This window comes from Legionella quateirensis (assembly GCF_001467955.1).
Taxonomy (GTDB): Bacteria; Pseudomonadota; Gammaproteobacteria; order Legionellales; family Legionellaceae; genus Legionella; species Legionella quateirensis.
In genome coordinates this window covers 491,032-513,288 of the sequence record NZ_LNYR01000012.1, presented here as the reverse complement: position 1 = coordinate 513,288, position 22,257 = coordinate 491,032, and the positions used below count along the sequence as shown (strand labels likewise).

The following is a 22,257-nucleotide window of genomic DNA, read 5'->3' as shown; positions in this document are numbered from 1 at the left end:
GTATCATTTCCTGTGGAACCGGTGACGGTATCGTTACCACTGCCTGTTTGGATGGCATCAATATTTGTTAATGCAGTAGTCGAAAAATTCCAGTTCTCATTGACTCCATCCCGGCCTTGAATGATGTTGGTACTGGGGTTGCTGGCGCCATTGATTTGTTCTATGAAATTCGCTGCGCTATAAGTAGTACTTAAAAAGACGGTTGCATTGGTTCCTGCAATTATTTGATCCGTACCTGTACCGCCCTGGAAGGTATTGACTCCGGATTCACCTGCATTCACTCTAAAGGTGTCATTGCCTGCGCCCCCATCCATGGTATTGGTACCATTTCCACCTTCAATAATGTCATCATTATTGTCACCGAAAATGGAATCATCGCCGTCGTTGCCATACAGCATATCGTTGCCGTTACCTCCTCTCAGGGTATCATTACCCAGACCTCCATCAATGGTATCATTTCCTGTGGAACCGGTGACGGTATCGTTACCACTGCCTGTTTGGATGGCATCAATATTTGTTAATGCAGTAGTGGAAAAACTCCAGTTCTCATTGACTCCATCCTGGCCTTGAATGATGTTGGTACTGGGATTGCTCGCGCCATTGATTTGTTCAATGGAATTTGTTGCGCTGAAAGTGGAACTTAAAAAGACGGTTGCATTGGTTGTTGCAATTATTTGATCCGTACCTGTACCGCCCTGGAAGGTATTGACCCCGGATTCACCGGCATTCACTCTAAAGGTGTCGTTTCCTGCGCCTCCATCCATAGTATTGGTACCATTTCCACCTTCAATAATGTCATCATTATTGTCACCGAAAATAGAATCATCACCGTCGTTGCCATATAGTAGATCGTTGCCGTTACCGCCTCTCAGGGTATCATTACCCAGGCCTCCATCAATGGTATCATTTCCTGTTGAACCGGTGACTGTGTCGTTACCACTGCCTGTTTGAATGGCATCAATGTTGCTGAGGGCAGTAGTAGAAAAATTCCAGTTTTCATTAACACCATCTTGGCCTTGAATGATGTTGATACTGGGGTTGATTGAACCGTTGATTTGTTCTATGGAATTCGCCACGCTATAAGTGGAACTTAAAAAAACGGTTGCATTGGTCAAGGCAGCTATTTGATCCGTACCTGTACCGCCCTGGAAGGTATTGACTCCTGATTCACCAGCGTTCACTCTAAAGGTGTCGTTGCCTGCGCCTCCATCCATAGTATTAGTACCATTTCCACCCTCAATAATATCATCATTATTGTCACCGAAAATGGAATCATCACCGTCATTGCCAAACAGCTGATCATTGCCGTTACCGCCTCTCAGGGTATCATTCCCCAATCCTCCGTCGATGGTATCATTTCCTGCTGAACCAATAACTGTGTCGTTACTACTACCGGTTTCGATGGCATCAATGTTGCTGAGGGTAGTAGTAGAAAAATCCCAGTTATTGGCAACATCCTGGCCTTGAATAATATTGGTACTGGGGTTGAGCGCGCCGTTTATTTGTTCAATGGAATTTGCTGCACTATAAGTGGTACTTAAAAAAACGGTTGCGTTGGTTGCAGCGATTATTTGATCTGTTCCAGTACCACCCTGGAAGGTATTTACCCCTGACTCACCTGCATTTACTTTGAACGTATCGTTACCTGCACCTCCATCCATGGTATTAATACCTTGTCCACCTTCTATAAAGTCGTTTCCATCACCTCCATAGATGATATCATCGCCGTCATTGCCTAGGATATTATCATCATTTTCATTACCACTCAGGATATCATTACCATTATTTCCAGCAAGAAAATCGTTTCCTAATCCACCATCAATAATATCGTCATCATTATTACCTGAAATAGTATCTGATCCTTCTCCACCATTAAGAGCGTCATTTCCATTTCCTCCCTCTAGAAAGTCATTTCCATCATCTCCAAAAACAGAATCATTATCGTTATTACCATCAATGTGATCGTTACCTGAGCCACCCATGATCACATCATCTCCGTCGCCACCTGAAATAACATCATTACCACCCCCACCAAGGGCGATATCTGATCCCTGACCTAAATTGATGTTGTTCTGGCTTAAAGAGGTGGAGCTGTCGACAAAATCATTTCCACTGTCTGTATCAATGTGATTGATGATGTCAAAACCGGAGTTAATATTGGGGATGCCGTTGACGGTATAAATAAACTGGGAAGGCTTGATATAAATCATATCGTCACCCGCTAACGTATCGATTTGAAATACTCCCGGAGTTCCATCATCATTACTGGAGTGATAGATGATAATATAATCATTTACTGAGGTGGCTTTAACGGATCCTTCTTTTGCGCCATCTATTGAGAGATTTAAACCTATCTTGGTTAAATGATCATAGAGTAGTGAATCAAACATCGCGACATGTACGGCTTTAAAATTGGTAAAGGACAGTTCTTTTCCGCCGAGATCAAAAGCATCACCAGTAAAAAGTATGTCTTTGATAGTTCCCCATTCATCTGGAGAACTAAAGTGTACCTGTAAATCGGTAATAACATAGTTAATAATTTGCCCACCAACTGAGTATTGAGTAAATGATGTGGTATCTCTCGCTGTTGTATCTTTAAATAAATTATAGTTTTGATCGATTTCAACCCATGCCGATAAGGTATATAGGGTCTCTGGGGCTGGGCCAGGCGTAGGGGGTATTATGTCTGTCAAAGAGGGAATTTCGGTTGGTAATTTATAAAAAAATACTTGTGGACTCACATAATCAGTGGTGTTTGCGGAGCCTGGATTTAATGTTGAAATAGAAAAAAATGTATCAACACCGGGTGAGTGGAACGCATTAATTAAAGGTACATATACCAAAGGGCCAAAACCTGAGCTAAGCGTTTCAATACCTGAGGCTGTGGAATTTAAAGATTCAATATAGGATTCAATTTTCTGATTTTGTTCTGTATCAATAGGATTTATAAAGGACTCTTTACTGATTTCAATTATTTTAGAGAGTTGAATCATTATGTCCATCAGTGAACTTGGGGCAAAGTTCATCAAGAGCTGAATCAACTCAGGTTCTAATACTGATGTAATAATTAACTTATTATAATTATTCATATAGTTTCAAAACCTCCACTACATATATAAATTATAGACCTATATCTTTGATATTATTATTGAAATGGTTCTTTTTTGTAATAAATGTGCTATGCATCTAAAACCGAATGGGAAGAGGAGTAAATTCATTATTAAAATAATGAATAAAATCATATTATTACAATGTATGTAACTAACTTTTAAAAATTATGGGAGTTGTTATATCCTAAACCTGATGATCTCCAAAAGCAGGCAATAAACTGATTTCAGGAGATCGTTGGCTAAAAAAATCTGATTAGGGAATAATTTCATTAGCTATTTAGTACTGGCTAAGTCCTGAACTAATTTTTGCCGTAGCTCTTCTTTTTCTTCGCTAGATAATGGCTGACCTTGATGGTTAGTAATATAAAACATATCTTCGACCCGTTCTCCAGCTGTTGCAATTTTCGCATTATGTAAATGGATGTTTAAACTTAGAAAAACTCTACTAATGGCTGCCAGTAAACCGGGTCTGTCATTAGTTACCAGGAATAGACGAGTGTGGTGATTCAGATTATCTTCGCTGTAGTTAATTTGTGTTTTGACATTAAAATGAGCGAGTACTCTGGAGAGTCTTTTTCGAGTAACCGGAGGAAGATGGTCTTTGTCTGCAAGATGGATACATAAAGCCTTTTGGATGTCATTTGATCGTTCTTCATCAAAAAATGCCTGGTTCTGTTCATCTAAAATAATATAGGTATCCAGGTCAAATTGATTATCGCAGGTTGTAATTGCTGCTTCCTGAATGGTTACATGATGATTACTCAGAACAGTGGTGGTGATCGTAAACCGCTCATCTCTATGGGGTGTATATATAAATACTTCTGTTCCTCCCTGGCTATGATGAGGCATGATCATGACCAAGGGAAATTGTTTGCAGGACAGAATTGCTCGGGTATGACGTGCGATAACCTCAGGTGATTCATGAAGAAAATATTTACTCTTAAATTGACTCCAGAGTTGTTGAATGGATTCATCTGAAATGTGTTCTGAAATCAGTATATCCCGTGCGAGTTGTTTACGAGTATTAATGAGTTCGGTTTCATCCATCAGCTCTTGTTCTTTGTGCAACATGTGTTTTGCAGCACGATAGAGTTCTTTTAATAATGAGTCTTTCCAGGCATTCCATAGTGTAGGGTTGGTTCCGCATATGTCAGCGACGGTCAGTAAATACAAATAATCCAGATACCGAGGTTGAGGGAGGAGTTGACAAAAATGCTCAATGGTTTTGGGATCATATATATCCTGCCGTTGAGCCGTTTGTGACATTAATAAATGATATCGTACCAACCAAATCAATAAGTCACTGTCTTCTCTATTGATCAGATGTCTTTCGGTGAATAATTGCGCTTCAATAGCACCCAACTCGGAATGATCTCCTCCTCGACCTTTGGCAATGTCATGAAATAATGCACTTAAATACAAAATTTCCGGTTTATCAAGGGTTGGCATAATTTTGGCGCAGAGCGGGAATTGTTTTATAAAGGCATCTTGCTTGAAACGAGAAATGTTGCGAATAACAAAAAGTGTATGTTGATCTACTGTATAAACATGAAATAAATCATATTGCATTTGTCCGGTAACTGTGGCGAAACAATCAAGATAATGAGCTAATACACCATATCGATTCATTCGCTGCAAGGCTTCATAGGGATCATTACCTGTTCTGAGAATGCTGATAAAAATTTGTGTTGCTTCAGGTGAGTCTCGAAATCGTTTACTCATTAAAAATAATGATTCCCTTATTAATCTGATTGTACTGGCTCGTACTCCTTCAATGTCAGGACGTTTCGCTATCCAGAGAAAGAGTTTAAGAATGGAATAGGGGCGATGTTTGAATACCTGGGTATGACGAACTTCAATATAGTTATTAGATAGTTGGAATTCATTATCAAGGTGAATAATTTTTTGTTTTTGATGATGAGCAATCGTCTCTTCAAACCATTGCAGGAGCATTTCATTTAATTCGCGATTACGTTTAATGACTTTAAAGTAATCTTTCATAAATTGTTCGATTGCCAATGAATGCGGTTGATCCTGATAACCAAAAACCTGAGCTAATTTAACCTGATAATCGAAGGATAAGCGTTCCTCTGCTTTCTCCGCGAGCATATGCAAAGCAAAGCGTACTCTCCAGAGGAAGTGTTGGCAATACATGAGTTTTTCATACTCTTTTTCTGTAATAAATCCATATCCGATACCGTCAGCCAGCTTTTTCACATTGAAGTGACGTTTGCCAATACTGAGGAGTATTTGAAGATCCCGTAAACCTCCTGGTCCGTATTTAATATTGGGCTCAAGGTTATAGGCTGTTTCTCCATATTTTGCATAACGATTTTTTTGTTCTTGCTCCTTGGCATAAAAATATTCATTGCTAGGCCACATGTGAAGAGGATGAATTTGGTAATTTAATTCCTCCATTAATGTTCCTTTGCCGCAAATCAGAAACATATCCATAAGGGTAGAGATAACGGTTAAATCCTTGCTGGCTAGTTCAGCGCAGGAATTTACACTGGTAATTTGATGGCTTACTTCCAAACCAACATCCCAGCAATCCTGTATAAACGTTTGTGCCTTCTGCAATTGAGCTTTTGATATTTTATCGGTATGCAGAATGAGTAAATCAATATCGGAATGGAGTTGAAGCTCTCTGCGCCCATAACTTCCCAAAGCAAGCAGGCAAAAATGATCGCCTTGATCCATTTGATTTTTAGTAAAGAGGTCTATTAGAAGGGTATCAATAAATGCAGCCAATTTGCGGGTAATGGAAATAATATTGGCTTTTTGTCTGAATTCATCACACAGTTCATCCTTGAACTGTTTAATAATATTTTTAATGGTACGATTATCGTTCTTCATTACGCAGAGTCAAAATTTCTACACCGTTATCTGTAACAAGCAAGGTATGTTCCCATTGAGCAGAAAGGCTATGATCTTTTGTAACTACGGTCCAGTGATCGGGCAATAAACGCGTATGGTATTTACCAACATTCACCATAGGCTCAATAGTAAATGTCATTCCAGGTTCCAGTTTCATACCGGTACCAGGCACACCATAATGTAATACTTGTGGATCTTCATGAAACACTCGACCAATTCCATGACCGCAGTAATCTCGCACTACAGAACAGCGATTTTTTTCAGCATGCTGTTGAATTGCATGGCCAATGTCACCCAGCTGTACTCCGGGTTTAACCATATCTATTCCAATGAACAGGCAATCATGAGCGATTTGGACTACGTGTTTTGCTTTGATGGATGGCTCGCCAACAATAAACATTTTACTGGTATCACCATGGTATCCGTCTTTAATTACAGTGATGTCAATATTGATGATGTCCCCATCTTTTAACGTTTTTTTACCAGGAATTCCGTGACAGACTACATGGTTGATTGAGGTACATATAGATTTGGGAAAACCGTTGTAATTTAATGGCGCAGGAATTGCCTTTTGGACATTAACGATGTAGTCATGACATAAGGTATTCAGTTCATCGGTGCTAATTCCTTCTTTTACATAAGGCCCGATCATTTCCAGAACTTCACCTGCCAGTCGACCTGCGACACGCATTTTTTCTATTTCATCAGGTGTTTTAATTGTTACTGCCATTATCGATTTTCCAAAAATATTAATGTTAACACATGCAAAAGGAGAGAAACAGTATAGCTGATTTAATGAGGATATTCATTTACCAGGTGTTGGCAATATATTCATTTGTAAGGATAAATTGAGTTGAGTATAGTCGCTCAGCTGGATTTACCCTCCAAAGCAAATACTGTGAGACCCTGGGTTTTGAACCATTCTTTGTCTTCACTGATAACCAGAGATTCCAGACCGGGGATGGATGCAAGAGTTGGATATTCTGTAGTGACAAAATAGGTTTGTCCTAGAATATAAAATTCCTTGTTGTTCTGAGTGGGGCTTACCAGAACATGACCTGATGGTACCAGTTGCATTAATTGCGTAATAAATTGAACGATTTCTTCCTTTTTTTCTATTCCATTAGTTACACCTAATAAATAAGGAACGAAAGCCGTATCAAAGACAGGTTTATTGTTATTATTCATCAGATGTTTTAATTCTCCAGCATAAAAGCTGATATTTTTTTCAAATTCGTATCGTTTTTGATCTTTATTTTGAATGGCGTTACGAACCAGCGATAACATATAGAAAATATAATTACGGCGTAACAACCTGGGATTCAGAAGCCAAAGAATTCTATGGGTAATGTGTCCTGTAGGTAATTTAAGCAGAGGCGGATACCAGCATGTGAGTGCAGTCAATAGTTCTCCAACCGAAGGGTAGGGGTTCCCAGCTTTATCATACTCTCTGTAATGATAATATTTTTTATAAGCTTTCATCCAGGCAATGGTCACGGGATCCTTATCATAAACAGTAATGGACTTCGCTCCAGCCTGGGCAAATATAAAGCTGCTATTGCCATAACCCGGGATGATCAGGATGTTTTTATTTTCTATGTCGACTTTAATATTATAACGTTTCGGATTTTCACCCGATAAAACTGAGAACAGATAACGTTCGGCTCCCATTGGATAAATCAAAACTTCTTTTTGATCCGAGATTCGAGTAATGCGTTGCTCCAGGATCCAATTTTTTTCCTGCTTGCTTAAAATGGTTGTATTCATATCAGAGGCTGGCATGGGGTATTCCTTAACTTGGAGATTTCTTCAGTTTTTTCGTTTCAGGATTCTTTGAGCAAAGTATCAAAATTTTCTCCCAACCGCCATCTTATCATTATTAAATATAGATTTGGCCTATCACAAGGATAGGTTGTTCTGGATTTACACAATTTATTTTAAAGATTACAGTGTTTTTGTTTTAATTAATTACAGAGGTATTTTTATGCAGCAAATGAAACTTTTGTCCCTGATCCTGCTGATTACAGGTGTATCGTATCAGTCCATGGCCGCCATTGGTACGGACGATCCATTCTTATTAAAATCGAGACAGGAAGTCATTAAACAGTATGTCGATGATTTGGCATCAGGCAATGCTGAAGAAATGAAAAAATTATTCGAACCTGATGGTATCGTTGTATCTACTTCACGAGGAACTGTTAAGGCTGAGGAATTCTTTGATTCCTTCTTACCATTAATAAATCAGGCCAATACACAAATTCATGCTCGATATTCTGTTGATTCCGATCTAAATCGCTATGGCGTTCGATTTCATTTTGATTATGTTCTTCATGATGGCGAACAAGGTGGTGGAGAGTATGTTGATGAATTTGTTTTTTTAGAAGGAACTTCAAAATTATCAGCAGTTTATATGTTCGAGAACTTAAAATTTCCAGAGCATAATTTAATGTAATGTTAGTGGTTGAGCTCTGGTTAAAGCTCAACCCCATTTAAATATCCCCAGGATTATTGCTGAGTACATTGAACAACCACGCAATTCTTGGCAAATTCTGAGCCTTCTGAACATAATTCCATTGCGGTTCCCAGGGCGGATGCTCTGTCCGGACCTGTACCGTTGAATACTTTTCCTTTTGCGTCATTGACAATACATAACCAGTTGGCACTTGCATTGAAACTTAATGTAATTATTGTTAATGCCAGTAAAAATTTAAAGGTTTTCATTGAACTATCTCCTTATGGACACTCTTTTCAAGTTGATGTTGGAATTATTGCCGACATCAGTACTCTGGTTTTCATCATCGTTCTCGACAAGATTGGGAATAACTTTAATTAAACGGATAAAATGAGAATAAAATCCGAACTTATTGAATCACATTTTAATTACAGTGCAAAAATATCTAAATAGTGTTAAACTTGCTCAATTAATTGTACTTAATGGGCATATTTTGCTCATTTAATTCGACGCTAAAATTAGGAACTATTGATGCATACAGGAATTGTAAATCGTTTTAATAAAATTAAAGGATATGGATTCATTACACCAGATGAAAGTCAAAAAGAGATATTTGTTCATTTTTCTGAAATTCAGTCTGCTGGATATAAAGAATTAAAAGAAGGGCAACGGATTAGTTACGTGTTGGGACATGGTGAACGAGGCGAGTTTGCTACCCAGGTTATGATTATCAGTTAGAATTGTTCATTGATTATAAAATGAGGCTGGGCAGATGTTAGAAGTAAAAAATATCAGTATGCAGTTTGGACCTAAATCGTTATTCCAAAATGTGGACTTAATCTTGTTGCCTACCCAGCGTTATGGCGTTGTCGGAGCAAACGGTACCGGTAAATCGACTTTTTTGAAAATATTGGCTGGAGAAGAACAAGCTTCCAACGGTACCGTTGAAAAAGCTAAAAATCTTAAAATTGGTATATTAAAACAGGACCATTTTCGCTATGAAGAAGATCGACTTGTTGATGTAGTGATTCGCGGAAATTCAAACTTATGGGATGCTCTGGTCGAAAAGGATAATTTATATTCGAAGGATGTTTTTAGTGAAGCTGATGGGTATCGATTAAGTGAATTAGAAGAAATAATCATGAACCAGGGCGGTTATGAAGCAGAAGCCACTGCCAAGAAGCTATTATTGGGCCTGGGTATCGCCGAAAAATTTCATTATGGTCCTCTTAGCGCATTATCAGGAGGATATAAATTACGTGTTTTATTAGCTCAAGTACTCTATCAACAACCGGATATCATGTTACTTGACGAACCGACAAACCACCTGGATATCGTATCTATTGCATGGCTTGAAGAATTTTTGAAAACCCAATTTAAAGGGTTATTGATATTTATATCTCATGATCGCAGTTTTCTTAATAATGTCTCGACGAATATACTCGATATTGATTACGATACCGTACTCGATTATCCGGGGAATTATGATAAATTCTGTAATTCAAAGGAAGAAAGTTTACGATTAAAGCAGAGTGAATTAAAAAATCAGGAAAAAAGAATTGAAGCCTTACAAGGTTTTGTTGATCGATTTGGGGCAAAAGCAAGTAAAGCGAGTCAAGCTGCTTCACGTCAAAAAATGATTGATCGGATTGAATTGGTAGAAATTAAAGAGTCCAATATATTCAAACCGTATTTTAATTTTCATCAGAAAAGACCATCAGGTAAATCAGTAGTTAAGGTAGAGCAGCTTCATAAGCGATTTGATGAGCGAGTTTTATTAAAAGACGTCTCATTTACTATCCAGCGTAGTGATAAATGCGCAATCATTGGACCGAACGGCATCGGTAAATCAACTTTGTTGAAAATCCTTTTGAATGAGTTGCATTCGGATCAAGGCACATTTGAGTGGAATGACACGGTGAGTATTGGTTATTTTGCCCAGGATTACCGTACTCAATTAGTACCTGAACAAACAGTATTGCAATGGATGGAAGATCAGATTGCCGCTCCGTCACAGGAAATCAGAAAAGTTCTGGGGCAAGTGTTATTTCGAGGTACGGATGTAGATAAAAAAATTGGGCTGTTAAGCGGGGGCGAATCCGCCCGTTTAATCATGGCTAAATTAATATTGGAAAAACACAACGTCCTCATTTTTGATGAACCAACCAACCATCTGGATTTGGAGTCTATTGATGCATTAATTGAGGCGATTCAACTTTTTCAAGGCGCTGTCTTGTTTGTAAGTCATAATCGTTATTTTATTGATAATATTTCAACACGCGTATTGGTTCTTACGGAACAATATGGAGTACAGAATTATCTGGGTAACTATAATGATTATCTGGAGCAATACGGTGAAGATTATCTTGCTACTGCATAGGTAAATTTTTTGATCCTGAGGAGCAATTCATGAAACTTAAACAGTTGATTTTGTTCATCTCTATTTTTATATTATGTCATGCAGTGACGGCAGCTCAATCAGATGCGGATAAGAATTTAGACCTCCTGGTACATTCGATTACAAAACCATTTATTTCTTCTCATCAGATTCCCGGAGTTTCTATAGCTGTTTATTATCATGGCCAGGATTACTTTTATAACTATGGAGTAGCCGATAAACAAAAAGGAACTCCAGTAACCAAAGATACTATTTTTGAATTGGCTTCGATTACTAAAATATTTGTGAGTACATTACTGGCTCTTGAAGTAGAGGAGGGTAAGATAAAATTATCTGATTCTGTTGCTCACTATATACCGCAGCTTAATAACACTAAAGGCTTGCCTATAGATCGAGTTGAAGTAGTCAATCTTGCGACACATACTGCAAGTTTTCCACGCCAAATGGAACAATTTGGTGTAGCCAGAAGTAACAGAGCAGCGTTTATTAAACAATTAAAATCATGGCATCCCAAGGTACGGATTGGTACGCAATATAAATATTCAAACATTGGCTTTGGTTTTTTAGGTCTGATATTGGAACAAGCTACCGGGACTCCTTTAACTACTTTAACAGCTCAAAACATCTCTGAACCTTTAGGAATGACTCATACCTATTTTAATGTTCCACAATCTTTGAAAGTGAATGAGGCACAGGGTTATCGAAATAATAATAACAAAGCACCCTATTACGTTCCTGCCAATTATTTAGGTGGGGGCGCATTACGATCCTCTTCAGCTGATATGTTGAATTTTATGAAAGCTAATTTGGGTATCAAAGTAAATGATGCTTCTTCAGAATTGCTAACCGCCATGAAATTGGCTCAACAACCTGTTTTTGTAGTCAGGCCGAAGTTTATTATGGGATTAGGCTGGCAGAGAGTAATTCGTGGAAATAACCTGCTGATAACCAAAAATGGAGGGAATCAGGGGTTTAATACCTTTATTGGGTTTTCGCCTGAGAAAAAAGTTGGAGTTGTTGTTTTAACGAATAAAGCAAAAGTAAATGCTACCCGGTTGGGTAATCTGATTTTGAATGCTCTTGTTAATTAGGGTGTGTTGACAATTCAGATTTCGAAGTCCGGAAACAGTATGTGGGTGTTTAAGAAAGTGAATAGTTTACAGACCCTAATGGTATGGATGATTTTGGGGTGACCTATGATGATAGGCGGTCTTTCCAGGATAACTAAGGATGAATCGCTGGCACTGGTTGACTCTGTTGTAATTCAGATACTTTATTATCTAACTCAAGCATCGCTGATGCAAACGATTTAATTTCAAAGAACACTGATTGTATGGGAAAGAAGCAACAACTTCCGATTTCTTTATCAGGTAATTGTATGTCTAAAGTAGTGAATAACAGTACGGCAACATCTGAATATAAATGTGATTGACGAGGCCGATCATAATCTTTCAAATATTCATACAATTTAATAATAATTTCAGTTGGCGTATCATTGTCTATACCTTTTACTATGTGATTCAGTCTTTCGATGGTTGGGTACCAGCTATACTTATATGCTAAATCCCATATTTCTTTACGTAATTCTTTGCTTGATTTAGTAATTTCGATCATATGTATTCTCCAGCAGGTTATTAAAAAGTTTGAGTTTTAACCATGACTTTGACATTAGCAGAAGTGAAGAAATGCTAAACAGCTGAGAGGAGGTGGTCAATTATAATAGGGATTGATTTTATAATAATGAATATTCATTTTTATTATAGTTGTCATAGCCTTGCTGATCTGTCGTGGGGAATAAAATTATATGCATCCCTTTCGGTGATGTTTCGTCCGAACGATTTCTAAAGAGTGGTTACAATTTTTCTGAATTTTCAGCAGAATTTCGTCTTATCTAAAACCGATTGGTAAAACACTGATGCTTCTGATTTTAGTTGAAAAATAAACTATAATTATGGGTGAATACAATAGATTTCATGACGAACGGATAATTCCATGAACAGCAAAGTTAAGAAAAATGCGTTACGAACTCTTGTTTTTGCATTGTGTATTATTGCCAGTGCCGCTGCTGCAGCATATGGAGGTTGGCATGCTGTAGGTTGGCATGGTGCCGTAGGTGGATGGAATGGTGTTGTATGGCATAACAACGGCTGGAATAATAGAGTTTGGGGCGGTACAGTACTCACTGGCACTTCCGGTGTCGGATACTATGCTCCTATATGCCAGCCAGTAAGGTTGTGTAATTTAGATGGTGAATGTTGGACACAACAACAATGCAATTAAATCAATCGTGTACTGTATTTTGATTACCCCAGAGCTCACTGAAATTAATTTCCTCAAAGGAACTAAGGTGAAGTTGGAAACAAAACCTTAATTTAATGGCAGTGAGCCCAGAGCTAGGGCAGCATTTATTTGATAGCACCCAGGTAATCTGTCTTTCCAATAGCCAGACCATTGTGACGAAGAATGGCATAGGTCATGCTGATATGAAAATAAAAGTTTGGCAGAACAAAATGAGTGACGTAATCCAGTCCTTTAAAATGAAGTTCATGATGTTGGGTTTTGAACGTCACTTCCCTGTTTTCGCTGCTATCAATATCAGATGAATTGACGCTTTGTAAAAAATGGATGGTTTTTTGGATTCGATCTTCCAATTCTGCAAAGCTGGATTCAGTATCGGCGTAAACAGGGATTTCAATATCCGCTAGACGAGACGCACAACCCTTTGCTGTATCAGTAGCGATTTGTATCTGGCGAACCAACGGGAACATATCCGGCGCTAAACGAGCGTTAAGCCATTCAGCAGGATCAATGTGTTCCTTGTCACAATGAGCTTCGGCTTTTTTAAGAATAATTGATATATTATTAAACATACGAATGAATATCGGTATGGTAATTTGATGCATTGATAAGGACATGTTTTCTTCCTGATTGAGTTGATAATAAGTTTATTTGCCCAGTGAATTTATAACATGTTTTGCAGTAACTTGGGGATAGTATATTTCGTTAAAAAAATCGAGTTCGAACGCGACGGATCTGGAAAAAAATCGTATCAGTTCTGAATGGCTTATTTGATTCGCATCTCCCACCATTAAATTCACGGTTGCTGCGAGATCTTGTGTAACCTGTACGAATTCAGCTCCTGAATAGGTGGCTATCCAGTCATGATATGGATGTGGTGTAATTCTGGTAGATGTTTGTGTCATAGTGCCTAGTTGGTAATATATCCAGAAGCAGGGCAAGATACTGCAAAGAGCTTCAGGTACCTTGGCTTGTGTGGATGTGTTAACTAAATATTGTGAATATTCTGATACAGCGTATCCCATTTGATGTTCATTAAAATTATTAAAATGAATTTGATAGTGTAACTGCATCTTATGTTCATTGTTTATTACATCATCTGCCAGGTTGTTGAGTTGTGATGATAAATCGGGATTACTCTTTATTGTTCGTTTGGCAATATGATGCAGAGCGGATGAAAATTGACGTAAATATAAAAAATCATCGCGCAAATACTGTCCGAATTTTTCTTGGGGCAGAGTTCCTGAGAATAACTCCTGATTGAATGGATGATCGTAAATTGATTGTAAGGTGTTCCGATTAAGACGAATTAGCCTCGATAAAAAACTGTTATCCGGCTTTTTTTTATAAAATAAATGGCAGTACTTCAAATACGACATAGTTCACTCTTCCTTCGCAGGTATTATCCAGATCAGGTACAAAGGGTTTTTCTCAGCCAAACCAATTAACGGTTTAGCACCCCTGGTGATAATTTGATGGTGATTCTAGGCCTGTCTCGATTGAGTGTCAAGGAAGGGATGTTGCACTGTTGAATCGCTATTCAACAGTGCATGAGGAACATGAAAATAGTGAGATGAATCATTATGCGTGATGATGTTCATGCTTATTTTTTATTTCCTGATATTGTTGTTTTTGTTGAGCGGTCAGGAGCGTGTAGATTTGATGGCGCATCAGGATGTGGCTTTTTAACAGAGCACCTTTAATTTTACTTCTTTGATTGATCAAAGTATCCAGTTTTGCTTCGTCAATTTTCTCAGCTTTGATTAGGTCATTTATTAGAGCTCGAATCAATTTAAGTTGTTTGTAGTTAGACTTTAACTGAGTTTTGGCCTGAACGCGTATCGCTTTTATTTTCGCTTTTTGATCAGGGGTCAAATTTAAATTTTGGGATATTTTATTGCTGTCATTACAATGACATGGTTTGGATGGGTTTTTTTCCGCTGGACAAGCATAAGATGGTTGACCAATAATCAAGGCTAAAGTCATTACCGATAACCAGATAAGTTTCTTACTCATTATCATTTCCTCTTGTTCGTTAAATTTATATTCCTGTGGGTATAATTAGCTCATTCCATCCATGATGGGCGCAGTATAGACCGAAAAGAATAGATAAATACAGTGTTATCTATTAATTTCATTGCTGAAATTACCTCAATATGTTATAAATAACGCGCTTTAAATACACACACGTTTCGTCACGTACGTTAGGGTCCCTTGTGGGTTTCGTATGGGAAATGTGGAGGCATAACCCTGGAGATATAATATGAATGTAAGTATGCGTGAACTGCTCGAAGCTGGAGCACATTTTGGTCACAGAACCCGGTACTGGAACCCTAAAATGGGTGAGTACATTTTTGGATCAAGAAATAAAATCCACATCATCAATTTAGAAAAAACCATGCCTATGTTAAGCGACGTGGTAAATTATGTTGGTCGATTGGCATCAAATAAAGCAAAAATATTATTTGTTGGAACGAAGAGAGCAGCACAAGACAGTATTCGTGAACATGCGAGACGTTGTGGCATGCCCTATGTTGATCATCGTTGGTTAGGTGGTATGTTGACCAACTATAAAACAGTTCGTCAATCTATATTCCGATTGAAAGAATTAAAAGAAATGAAAGAAAAAGGTCTGTTTAACGACATGATCAAGAAAGAAGCATTGATGTTGACCCGTGAACTTGAGAAATTAGAGCGTGGTTTAGGTGGAATCGAACACATGGGTGGTTTACCTGATGCTCTGTTTGTAGTTGACGTTGGTTTTGAACACATTGCGGTTGAAGAAGCACGTCGGTTAAAAATACCTGTTATTGGTGTTGTCGATACCAACAACAGCCCAGACAATATTGATTACGTGATTCCTGGAAATGATGATTCCATGCGAGCTGTAGATATTTACGTTCGCTGCATTGCGGATGCAATTCTGGATGGAAAAAACAGCAATACTGTTGGTGGTATGTCCTCTGACTCTGAATTTGTAGAAATTGCTACTGGTTCCGATGAAGCTGATAAAGCTGGGGAATAATTAATATTTGAATAAAGGGGGCGTTAATTTTAATTAGCCCCCTTTTTGCTATGTGGAGAAATGAATATGTCAACAATTAGTGCTGGATTAGTAATGCAACTTCGTGAGCGCACAGGCGCAGGCATGATGGAATGTAAAAAGTTTCTAATTGCGACTAACGGTGATATAGAGCTGGCTATAACTGAAATGCGCAAAGCAGGTCAGGCTAAAGCAGATAAAAAAGCGGATAGAGTCGCTGCTGAAGGTATCGTTGTTGTTGCTCGTTCTGCAGATGAATGTTCCGCAGTAATGATAGAAATCAATAGCGAAACAGATTTCGTAGCACGTGATGAGAACTTCACCAACTTTGCAAATGCTGTTGCTCAAGCTGCTTTAAACAGTTCTGTGTCTGATATTGCTGCATTATCCGATTTAACATTATCGGGTGGAGTCATAGTTGAGCAAGCCAGACAACAGTTAGTTGCAAAAATTGGCGAAAACATTAAATTACGACGAATTGAACGAATCAGTTGTGCTGGTGGAGTTATTGGTTACTACTTACACGGCTCACGAATTGGTGTTATGGTTGCTTTGAAAAATGGTTCAGAAGAATTAGCCAAAGACATTGCAATGCATATTGCAGCCAGCAAGCCAATCGTTGTAAATCGTGATCAGGTATCTGCTGAAGCGATTGAAAACGAAAGAGAAATTTTCACAGCTCAAGCTAAAGAAAGCGGTAAGCCACAAGAAATTATTGATAAAATGATTGAAGGACGTATTAATAAATTTATTGATGAAGTCAGCTTATTAGGTCAACCTTATGTTAAAAATCCCGATGTTAAAGTTGGTCAACTTCTGAAAGAGAAAAATGCTGAAGTGGTTTCTTTCATTCGCTATGAAGTGGGTGAAGGTATTGAAAAGAAAGAAGATAATTTTGTTGAAGAAGTGATGGCTCAGGTTCGTACATGATGAATGAAAGTCACCCAAAATTAAAATACAAACGCATATTGCTTAAATTTAGCGGCGAAGCCTTAATGGGTAAGTCGCAATTTGGCATAGATCCTTCTGTTCTTGATACTTTAGCTCGAGATGTTGCCGAGTTAATTCAAATGGGAGTCGAAGTAGGTTTGGTTATTGGTGGCGGTAATTTATTCCGTGGAAAAGCCCTTTCTCAAGCTGGGTTAGGGCGGGTTACCGGTGATCATATGGGAATGTTGGCGACGGTAATGAATGCTTTGGCAATTCGAGATGCCTTGGAGCGAATCGATTTGCCTGCACGTATTATGTCAGCCATTCCTATGATGGGTGTAGTTGATTCTTATCATCGACGTAAGGCAATGACTCATTTACGAAATGGACAAGTTGTGATTTTTGCAGCGGGAACCGGTAATCCTTTTTTTACAACGGATACAGCTGCTTGCTTAAGAGCAATTGAAGTAGGTGCTGATGTTGTATTGAAAGCTACGAAAGTGGATGGAGTATATTCTGCTGATCCTCTTAAAAATCCAGATGCTGTTCGATATGATTATTTAACTTATAAAGAAGTATTAACCAAGGGTTTGGAAGTCATGGACTCTACAGCAATTTGTTTGTGCCAGGATCAAGGCATGCCATTACAGGTTTTTGATATGGCTGCTCCTAATGCGTTAAAACGAATTGTAACCGGAGAGCGAGTAGGTACTATAGTCGGAGCGAATCATGATCAATGAAATAAAACAAGACTCAGAAAAGCGTATGAAGAAAACAATTGAATCATTGCATGTGGATATGTCAAAAATTCGTACTGGTAGAGCTAATGCAGGATTGTTGGATCATGTTCAAGTCGACTATTACGGAACTCTAACTCCTTTAAGCCAAGTAGCAAATATTAGCGCCAGTGACTCAAGGACCATTACAGTTACTCCATGGGAAAAATCTATGGTAGCTGCAATTGAAAAAGCTATTTTGACTTCTGACCTGGGTTTGAATCCGTCTACAGCAGGAAGTGCGATACGTGTTCCAATGCCTCCTTTAACAGAAGAACGACGTAAAGAACTGATTAAAGTAGTACGTAATGAAGGTGAACAGGGACGGGTATCAATTCGTAATATTAGAAGAGACGCAAATTCTCAATTGAAAGATTTAGTTAAAGAAAAAGCGATTTCTGAAGATGATGAACGTCGTGCAACTGAAGTAATTCAAAAACTTACTGATAAATATATTGCTGAAATTGATGCAATTCTCGTTGTAAAAGAAAAAGATTTAATGGAAATCTAAATCAGGTCACCTTAAATTGTTCTCTAGAACACGATTTATCACATCATATTAAAACCCGGAGCTCCCGGGTTTTTTTTACTGCGCTACTTTATTGACCTATATTGTACACTTGCCCAATAGGTGTCCCACATGTGTACAGTTATTTTTGAACTGGAATAATTCCATTAATAATCCTAAACTTAAAACAATAATAATAAAAATAGGGTACTGCTATGAAACGCTTACTGGGGTATATGTTATTGTCTTTAATAAGTACCATGGCTTGTTCTAATGATTTGGGAAAAAAAACCTATGAGATTGCCTGCCAAAATTGTCATTCACCAAAATTAGCTACCGCAATTAAAGCCCCCGCCGCATTTGACAAAAATGCCTGGCAAATACGATTTAATAAAGCAAAAATTGAATCGGAGAAAAATCCCTCTTATTTCAAAACTCCTATAGATTATCTTCTTTACAGCGTAAAAATGGGTAAAGGCTTGATGCATCATGGAGGTTTATGTAATGAAGCAGATATGCCCAATAAGGATTGTTCTGATGAAGCTCTTATCGCCGCAATTAATTATATGAGTGAGCAACAAAGTGAGTAAATAGAGTTGATACCAATATAATTGGATTGAGATAGATCTTCTTTAAATTGGGCTCTATTTAAGTGGACAATGTCTAATATTCGCCAAGGGTTCCCCAGGATTGGGTCCATGAAATATTTTTTATTTCCCCTGTTGCATTAATTTGCTCAATAAACAGCTCTTTATTTGGATTTTTGGCTGCAACTAGAACAAGATTCGCACAGTGTTTAATGGGTATAACTATTGCGGGATTAAATTGCTTTTTAATGGTCTGGACGAGCGCCCATTGCTCTTTATAATTAGCCAGATTTACCGCAAGAAATCCATCTTCTGTTAGACGGTTATGACACGATATAAAAAATTCATCCGTGGTACATTCTTTGGGAAAATGATTAGCATCATATAAATCTACAATAAGATGCTTGTATAAAGAAGAATTGCCTTGAACAAATTCGCAGGCATTTTGGTGGATTATTTCAAGATTGGATAATTGATTTACCATAAAATAGTTTTTGGAGATTTGAATGACCTCTTCACTGCATTCTACAGCAGTGATTAACTGCTTCGGTGTAATGCTCTTAAGCATATGGGGTATGCCCGCACCACCCAGACCTAATAGACAACAATTATCAGGATATTTCCGAGCCATAAGCGTCAGTGCAGGAAGATAATGTAAAATTGGATTTTGAGGTTTACGTCGATTAATTACCGTCTGTAATGCGTCGCTACCTAAAGTCAGCCAACGATAAATAGAGTTTTGAAATACTTTATATCCTGATGGAGAAGTATAAATACACTGCCCCAGTTTTGTTTTCCACATGAGTTTGTTGATCCTTTTATCAATTCCAAACATTGAGTGTTTTTAATTGTTTAGTTGTATTTCTATTAAACCTCTGTTAAGTTGAATTTGCAAAGTTTAGCCTAAAATAACATATTTTTCAGACAGGGAGTCAGACGTATGGATGAAAAGCTTGATACGTTATTAGTTAAAAAAGATGTAGTGCTTCCCCCAAGAGCTCGCAGCATCGAGGAGGTACAGCCGATAGAATCGGATGATGAGTCTTTGTCCAGGAAAGTCATATTAGTCCGAAAAATCAAAGATGAAAGAGAACCAGGACAACGCTCCTCTTATTATTTAAAACGTCATAATAATACTGGCCTTGCAGAACTTGAAGCTTATTGCGGCGCAATTTGTCAATTTATAGCTACCTCACGGTATGTTCCTAATACTCGTCCTTATTTTAATCGGAATGGTAAAACAAACAGTGTAAGTTCAAAAGAAATTGTTGGTTTTCGTTCAAATTATGATGATCCTCTTTGTCCCGGAGATCTTTTAATTTGTAGCCCGGCAATTGATACGGAATTCAGGCAACGGAGTTTAATACTATGTACTGAAAATCTTCTTAAATTGTATAACAGGTATAATCCATCGGGAGGATTTAAATACTATGCTTCTTTGAGTTTTGTCTCTTCATGGTTGAGGAGTACTCCTACGCAAAACTCTACAAGAGCTGTTCTGCTGCATTCTCTTAATAATCCTGAGCAGTCCTCAATTGACACTGTATTAAGCGCTTTAAAACAAAGAAGAGAATATTTAATGGCTCAAGCAGTACGGGTACCTGATTTTTTGAATGAATATTATCAATTAAACCAGGTTATTCGCCAACTTAAAGCCTTCAAAACCATTGGAAGGATTAAAGATCCCATAGAATTGTCAATTAAAGAATTAGAACAATTGGATGGAACAATTAAATCAAAAGGAATTGATCTGAAACAATGTGAGGGGAATCTTACTGAAGAAATTGACGGTATTCATTACACGGTACCTGTTAGAGAATTAAATAATTATCGTACGATTAAAGGATTGGGAGTAGGTTGGACTACTCGTTACATCTTTAAAGAAGGGGATGGTCATAATTCAGATTCGTCAAAGGATGGCGTTATTTTAGATTTTGATTGGACAAAAATAAATATTACCTATGGTTACCAACCGCATGATGCGTTTAATCAGTTACTCAGACATCCTGATAATGTTAGTTTTGCCTGTAATGAATATAATATGGAACATTTCCCTGATATTAATGAGCCTAATTTATTTTACTGGCCTACAAAACAGCCCGATTTAAGAGATATTTTGTTAACTAATCTCACTGAACTATTATCAGCTATAGACAAGGAGTTGGTTGAAAGCAATTTATTGTTCAATCTTATACCGATTAATTTAATAATGGCCACATTTAATCACATTGAAAATGAGTATTTAGAACATAATAATATAAGTTACTATGAACTAATCAGTAAATTTTTTCATGGTGTTCATCTCCAGATCAATGGATTGATAACTAATCAGCCCATAGATCAATTAATTGTTAAAGAGAAAATTAAAACTTTATTCAATGGGCTTCTGGAAAAAGTAGGCCAAGTAGCCGATCTCTTCTATTTAGGTGAAAAGCCACTGGATGCAAGGACAGTTGGTGCTCAATTACACATCGCAGAGCGTTATCTCTCTTCGCTTCTTAAGAATTATCAAGAATTGCGCTCAAATTTTCTACTTTTTTCTCAAGATCCATTATTTAAAGTATTAACCGGTATTGACTCACCTGATAAGCAATGGTTAGAAAAAATACTCGAGTTTAGTGACTATTTTATTAATGTTCTCAAAGATCGTATGGATGTTCTTGGTTCAGAATTTAGAAAACGATATGAACAGTTTGAGCGAAATTCATTTACGGTTGACGATAATACTCATTATAAGTTATTAGCGGGTCATCCTGTTTTTATTTTTCACAAATATAAAACTTTTTTGAAGTATATATTGACTGAGCCTGAGGTTTTTCGGGTATTTGCAGAGTTGAATATCGCTCAAAATGTTGCTGATTCTGCGAACGAACCTGAAAGCACTCTACATGATAAATTGATAACGGATGAGAAGAATCGCATTCAGGAAATACGAGAAACTTTAGTAGCAATGCCTGATTTTAAAAGATTTTTAATCGAACATGGTCAATTTGCTTTTGATTTGATAAAGGAAGAGTTTGCAATAGCGCGGGAAAAATACAGTAAGAAAACAAAAAATCATGAGTACTATGAGAGACTGGTTCAAGCGTTGGATTTAGAACTGATTGAATCAAAATTCAATGAACTTTATGAGGTCTGTACCGTGGAGGAAGAGGAAAATCCATCTGATGATGATATGCTGTATTCATTGTATATTTGACCAATAGAGAGATGGCAGATTAGTGATTAAAGAGTGATCCCTATAGATCCAAATCTAATCTGCCAGCTTACATATACCA

At 37.6% G+C, this 22,257-nt stretch carries 21 protein-coding genes and 1 riboswitch; of the genes, 11 read left to right on the top strand and 10 right to left on the bottom strand.

Annotated features, from left to right (window positions below):
- From Lqua_RS18165 to Lqua_RS06730, 4 genes are all read right to left on the bottom strand, one after another.
- Nucleotides 1-3,089 (bottom strand): beta strand repeat-containing protein (locus Lqua_RS18165; RefSeq protein ID WP_274519355.1); only part of this gene is annotated, 3,089 nt, incomplete at its 3' end.
- 294 nt (nucleotides 3,090-3,383) lie between these two features.
- Entirely contained in the window at nucleotides 3,384-5,966 is a 2,583-nt protein-coding gene (gene glnD / locus Lqua_RS06740; protein WP_058473507.1) for a [protein-PII] uridylyltransferase, read from the bottom strand.
- A complete protein-coding gene (map, locus tag Lqua_RS06735) occupies nucleotides 5,953-6,717 on the bottom strand; it encodes a type I methionyl aminopeptidase (RefSeq protein ID WP_058473506.1) in 765 nt (254 codons plus the stop codon). The genes glnD and map overlap by 14 nt, the downstream gene beginning before the upstream one ends.
- 137 nt (nucleotides 6,718-6,854) lie before the next feature.
- Nucleotides 6,855-7,769, bottom strand: a complete 915-nt coding sequence (locus Lqua_RS06730) for an ABC transporter permease (RefSeq protein WP_115148716.1) — start codon at nucleotides 7,767-7,769, stop codon at nucleotides 6,855-6,857.
- Nucleotides 7,770-7,971: 202 nt separating this feature from the next.
- On the opposite strand from Lqua_RS06730, the gene Lqua_RS06725 reads away from it, so the two are divergent.
- Nucleotides 7,972-8,439: a nuclear transport factor 2 family protein gene (locus Lqua_RS06725; RefSeq protein WP_133141084.1), complete on the top strand. Its 468-nt coding sequence runs from the start codon at nucleotides 7,972-7,974 to the stop codon at nucleotides 8,437-8,439.
- Between the two features lie 53 nt (nucleotides 8,440-8,492).
- On the opposite strand, the gene Lqua_RS06720 is transcribed toward Lqua_RS06725, so the two are convergent.
- The gene (locus tag Lqua_RS06720) at nucleotides 8,493-8,708 is read right to left on the bottom strand and encodes a hypothetical protein (protein WP_058473504.1); all 216 of its coding nucleotides are present in this window, start codon (nucleotides 8,706-8,708) and stop codon (nucleotides 8,493-8,495) included.
- Between the two features lie 262 nt (nucleotides 8,709-8,970).
- Between Lqua_RS06720 and Lqua_RS06715 the strand changes: the two genes are divergently transcribed.
- From Lqua_RS06715 to Lqua_RS06705, 3 genes are read left to right on the top strand one after another with little or no spacing between them, the layout of a single operon-like run.
- Entirely contained in the window at nucleotides 8,971-9,177 is a 207-nt protein-coding gene (locus Lqua_RS06715; protein ID WP_058473503.1) for a cold-shock protein, read from the top strand.
- A 34-nt stretch (nucleotides 9,178-9,211) separates the two neighbouring features.
- Entirely contained in the window at nucleotides 9,212-10,819 is a 1,608-nt protein-coding gene (locus tag Lqua_RS06710; protein ID WP_058473502.1) for an ABC-F family ATP-binding cassette domain-containing protein, read from the top strand.
- Nucleotides 10,820-10,848: 29 nt separating this feature from the next.
- Nucleotides 10,849-11,928: a serine hydrolase gene (locus Lqua_RS06705; protein WP_058473501.1), complete on the top strand. Its 1,080-nt coding sequence runs from the start codon at nucleotides 10,849-10,851 to the stop codon at nucleotides 11,926-11,928.
- 133 nt (nucleotides 11,929-12,061) lie between these two features.
- On the opposite strand, the gene Lqua_RS06700 is transcribed toward Lqua_RS06705, so the two are convergent.
- Nucleotides 12,062-12,451 carry a hypothetical protein gene (locus Lqua_RS06700; RefSeq protein ID WP_058473500.1) on the bottom strand — a complete coding sequence of 130 codons (390 nt, stop codon included), beginning with the start codon at nucleotides 12,449-12,451 and terminating at the stop codon, nucleotides 12,062-12,064.
- A gap of 378 nt (nucleotides 12,452-12,829) precedes the next feature.
- On the opposite strand from Lqua_RS06700, the gene Lqua_RS06695 reads away from it, so the two are divergent.
- A complete protein-coding gene (locus Lqua_RS06695; RefSeq protein WP_058473499.1) occupies nucleotides 12,830-13,117 on the top strand; it encodes a hypothetical protein in 288 nt (95 codons plus the stop codon).
- A 125-nt stretch (nucleotides 13,118-13,242) separates the two neighbouring features.
- On the opposite strand, the gene Lqua_RS06690 is transcribed toward Lqua_RS06695, so the two are convergent.
- The 3 genes from Lqua_RS06690 to Lqua_RS06680 all read right to left on the bottom strand — a co-directional run bounded on the left by Lqua_RS06690 (nucleotide 13,243) and on the right by Lqua_RS06680 (nucleotide 15,151).
- On the bottom strand, nucleotides 13,243-13,752 hold the full coding sequence (locus Lqua_RS06690; RefSeq protein WP_058473498.1) for a DUF1993 domain-containing protein: 510 nt from the start codon (nucleotides 13,750-13,752) through the stop codon (nucleotides 13,243-13,245).
- Nucleotides 13,753-13,782: 30 nt separating this feature from the next.
- Entirely contained in the window at nucleotides 13,783-14,514 is a 732-nt protein-coding gene (locus Lqua_RS06685; RefSeq protein ID WP_058473497.1) for a TenA family protein, read from the bottom strand.
- A riboswitch (TPP riboswitch) is annotated at nucleotides 14,506-14,608 on the bottom strand. Its footprint overlaps the gene before it by 9 nt.
- A gap of 108 nt (nucleotides 14,609-14,716) precedes the next feature.
- Complete coding sequence (locus Lqua_RS06680) at nucleotides 14,717-15,151, bottom strand: Spy/CpxP family protein refolding chaperone (protein ID WP_058473496.1); 435 nt, start codon at nucleotides 15,149-15,151, stop codon at nucleotides 14,717-14,719.
- Nucleotides 15,152-15,398: 247 nt separating this feature from the next.
- On the opposite strand from Lqua_RS06680, the gene rpsB reads away from it, so the two are divergent.
- The 5 genes from rpsB (at nucleotide 15,399) to Lqua_RS06655 (ending at nucleotide 18,982) form a co-directional block, all read left to right on the top strand.
- Nucleotides 15,399-16,160: a 30S ribosomal protein S2 gene (rpsB, locus tag Lqua_RS06675; protein WP_058473495.1), complete on the top strand. Its 762-nt coding sequence runs from the start codon at nucleotides 15,399-15,401 to the stop codon at nucleotides 16,158-16,160.
- A 66-nt stretch (nucleotides 16,161-16,226) separates the two neighbouring features.
- Complete coding sequence (gene tsf / locus Lqua_RS06670) at nucleotides 16,227-17,108, top strand: translation elongation factor Ts (protein ID WP_058473494.1); 882 nt, start codon at nucleotides 16,227-16,229, stop codon at nucleotides 17,106-17,108.
- Nucleotides 17,105-17,848: a UMP kinase gene (gene pyrH, locus Lqua_RS06665; RefSeq protein WP_058473493.1), complete on the top strand. Its 744-nt coding sequence runs from the start codon at nucleotides 17,105-17,107 to the stop codon at nucleotides 17,846-17,848. Before tsf ends, pyrH begins: the two co-directional genes overlap by 4 nt.
- Complete coding sequence (gene frr / locus Lqua_RS06660) at nucleotides 17,838-18,395, top strand: ribosome recycling factor (protein WP_058473492.1); 558 nt, start codon at nucleotides 17,838-17,840, stop codon at nucleotides 18,393-18,395. Before pyrH ends, frr begins: the two co-directional genes overlap by 11 nt.
- Before the next feature lie 212 nt (nucleotides 18,396-18,607).
- Entirely contained in the window at nucleotides 18,608-18,982 is a 375-nt protein-coding gene (locus Lqua_RS06655; RefSeq protein ID WP_058473491.1) for a c-type cytochrome, read from the top strand.
- A 73-nt stretch (nucleotides 18,983-19,055) separates the two neighbouring features.
- On the opposite strand, the gene Lqua_RS06650 is transcribed toward Lqua_RS06655, so the two are convergent.
- Nucleotides 19,056-19,781, bottom strand: coding sequence for a spermidine synthase (locus Lqua_RS06650; RefSeq protein ID WP_058473490.1), 726 nt, complete (start codon nucleotides 19,779-19,781; stop codon nucleotides 19,056-19,058).
- Between the two features lie 138 nt (nucleotides 19,782-19,919).
- Between Lqua_RS06650 and Lqua_RS06645 the strand changes: the two genes are divergently transcribed.
- Nucleotides 19,920-22,178, top strand: a complete 2,259-nt coding sequence (locus Lqua_RS06645) for a hypothetical protein (protein ID WP_058473489.1) — start codon at nucleotides 19,920-19,922, stop codon at nucleotides 22,176-22,178.
- Nucleotides 22,179-22,257 lie beyond the last annotated feature (79 nt).

What these genes read in the sequence shown, in the direction of transcription:
- glnD (WP_058473507.1), bottom strand. Translation starts at nt 5,966, where the DNA reads ATGAAGAACGATAATCGTACCATTAAAAATATTATTAAACAGTTCAAG.
- map (WP_058473506.1), bottom strand. Translation starts at nt 6,717, where the DNA reads ATGGCAGTAACAATTAAAACACCTGATGAAATAGAAAAAATGCGTGTC.
- Lqua_RS06730 (WP_115148716.1), bottom strand. Translation starts at nt 7,769, where the DNA reads ATGCCAGCCTCTGATATGAATACAACCATTTTAAGCAAGCAGGAAAAA.
- Lqua_RS06725 (WP_133141084.1), top strand. Translation starts at nt 7,972, where the DNA reads ATGCAGCAAATGAAACTTTTGTCCCTGATCCTGCTGATTACAGGTGTA.
- Lqua_RS06720 (WP_058473504.1), bottom strand. Translation starts at nt 8,708, where the DNA reads ATGAAAACCTTTAAATTTTTACTGGCATTAACAATAATTACATTAAGT.
- Lqua_RS06715 (WP_058473503.1), top strand. Translation starts at nt 8,971, where the DNA reads ATGCATACAGGAATTGTAAATCGTTTTAATAAAATTAAAGGATATGGA.
- Lqua_RS06710 (WP_058473502.1), top strand. Translation starts at nt 9,212, where the DNA reads ATGTTAGAAGTAAAAAATATCAGTATGCAGTTTGGACCTAAATCGTTA.
- Lqua_RS06705 (WP_058473501.1), top strand. Translation starts at nt 10,849, where the DNA reads ATGAAACTTAAACAGTTGATTTTGTTCATCTCTATTTTTATATTATGT.
- Lqua_RS06700 (WP_058473500.1), bottom strand. Translation starts at nt 12,451, where the DNA reads ATGATCGAAATTACTAAATCAAGCAAAGAATTACGTAAAGAAATATGG.
- Lqua_RS06695 (WP_058473499.1), top strand. Translation starts at nt 12,830, where the DNA reads ATGAACAGCAAAGTTAAGAAAAATGCGTTACGAACTCTTGTTTTTGCA.
- Lqua_RS06690 (WP_058473498.1), bottom strand. Translation starts at nt 13,752, where the DNA reads ATGTCCTTATCAATGCATCAAATTACCATACCGATATTCATTCGTATG.
- Lqua_RS06685 (WP_058473497.1), bottom strand. Translation starts at nt 14,514, where the DNA reads ATGTCGTATTTGAAGTACTGCCATTTATTTTATAAAAAAAAGCCGGAT.
- Lqua_RS06680 (WP_058473496.1), bottom strand. Translation starts at nt 15,151, where the DNA reads ATGAGTAAGAAACTTATCTGGTTATCGGTAATGACTTTAGCCTTGATT.
- rpsB (WP_058473495.1), top strand. Translation starts at nt 15,399, where the DNA reads ATGAATGTAAGTATGCGTGAACTGCTCGAAGCTGGAGCACATTTTGGT.
- tsf (WP_058473494.1), top strand. Translation starts at nt 16,227, where the DNA reads ATGTCAACAATTAGTGCTGGATTAGTAATGCAACTTCGTGAGCGCACA.
- pyrH (WP_058473493.1), top strand. Translation starts at nt 17,105, where the DNA reads ATGATGAATGAAAGTCACCCAAAATTAAAATACAAACGCATATTGCTT.
- frr (WP_058473492.1), top strand. Translation starts at nt 17,838, where the DNA reads ATGATCAATGAAATAAAACAAGACTCAGAAAAGCGTATGAAGAAAACA.
- Lqua_RS06655 (WP_058473491.1), top strand. Translation starts at nt 18,608, where the DNA reads ATGAAACGCTTACTGGGGTATATGTTATTGTCTTTAATAAGTACCATG.
- Lqua_RS06650 (WP_058473490.1), bottom strand. Translation starts at nt 19,781, where the DNA reads ATGTGGAAAACAAAACTGGGGCAGTGTATTTATACTTCTCCATCAGGA.
- Lqua_RS06645 (WP_058473489.1), top strand. Translation starts at nt 19,920, where the DNA reads ATGGATGAAAAGCTTGATACGTTATTAGTTAAAAAAGATGTAGTGCTT.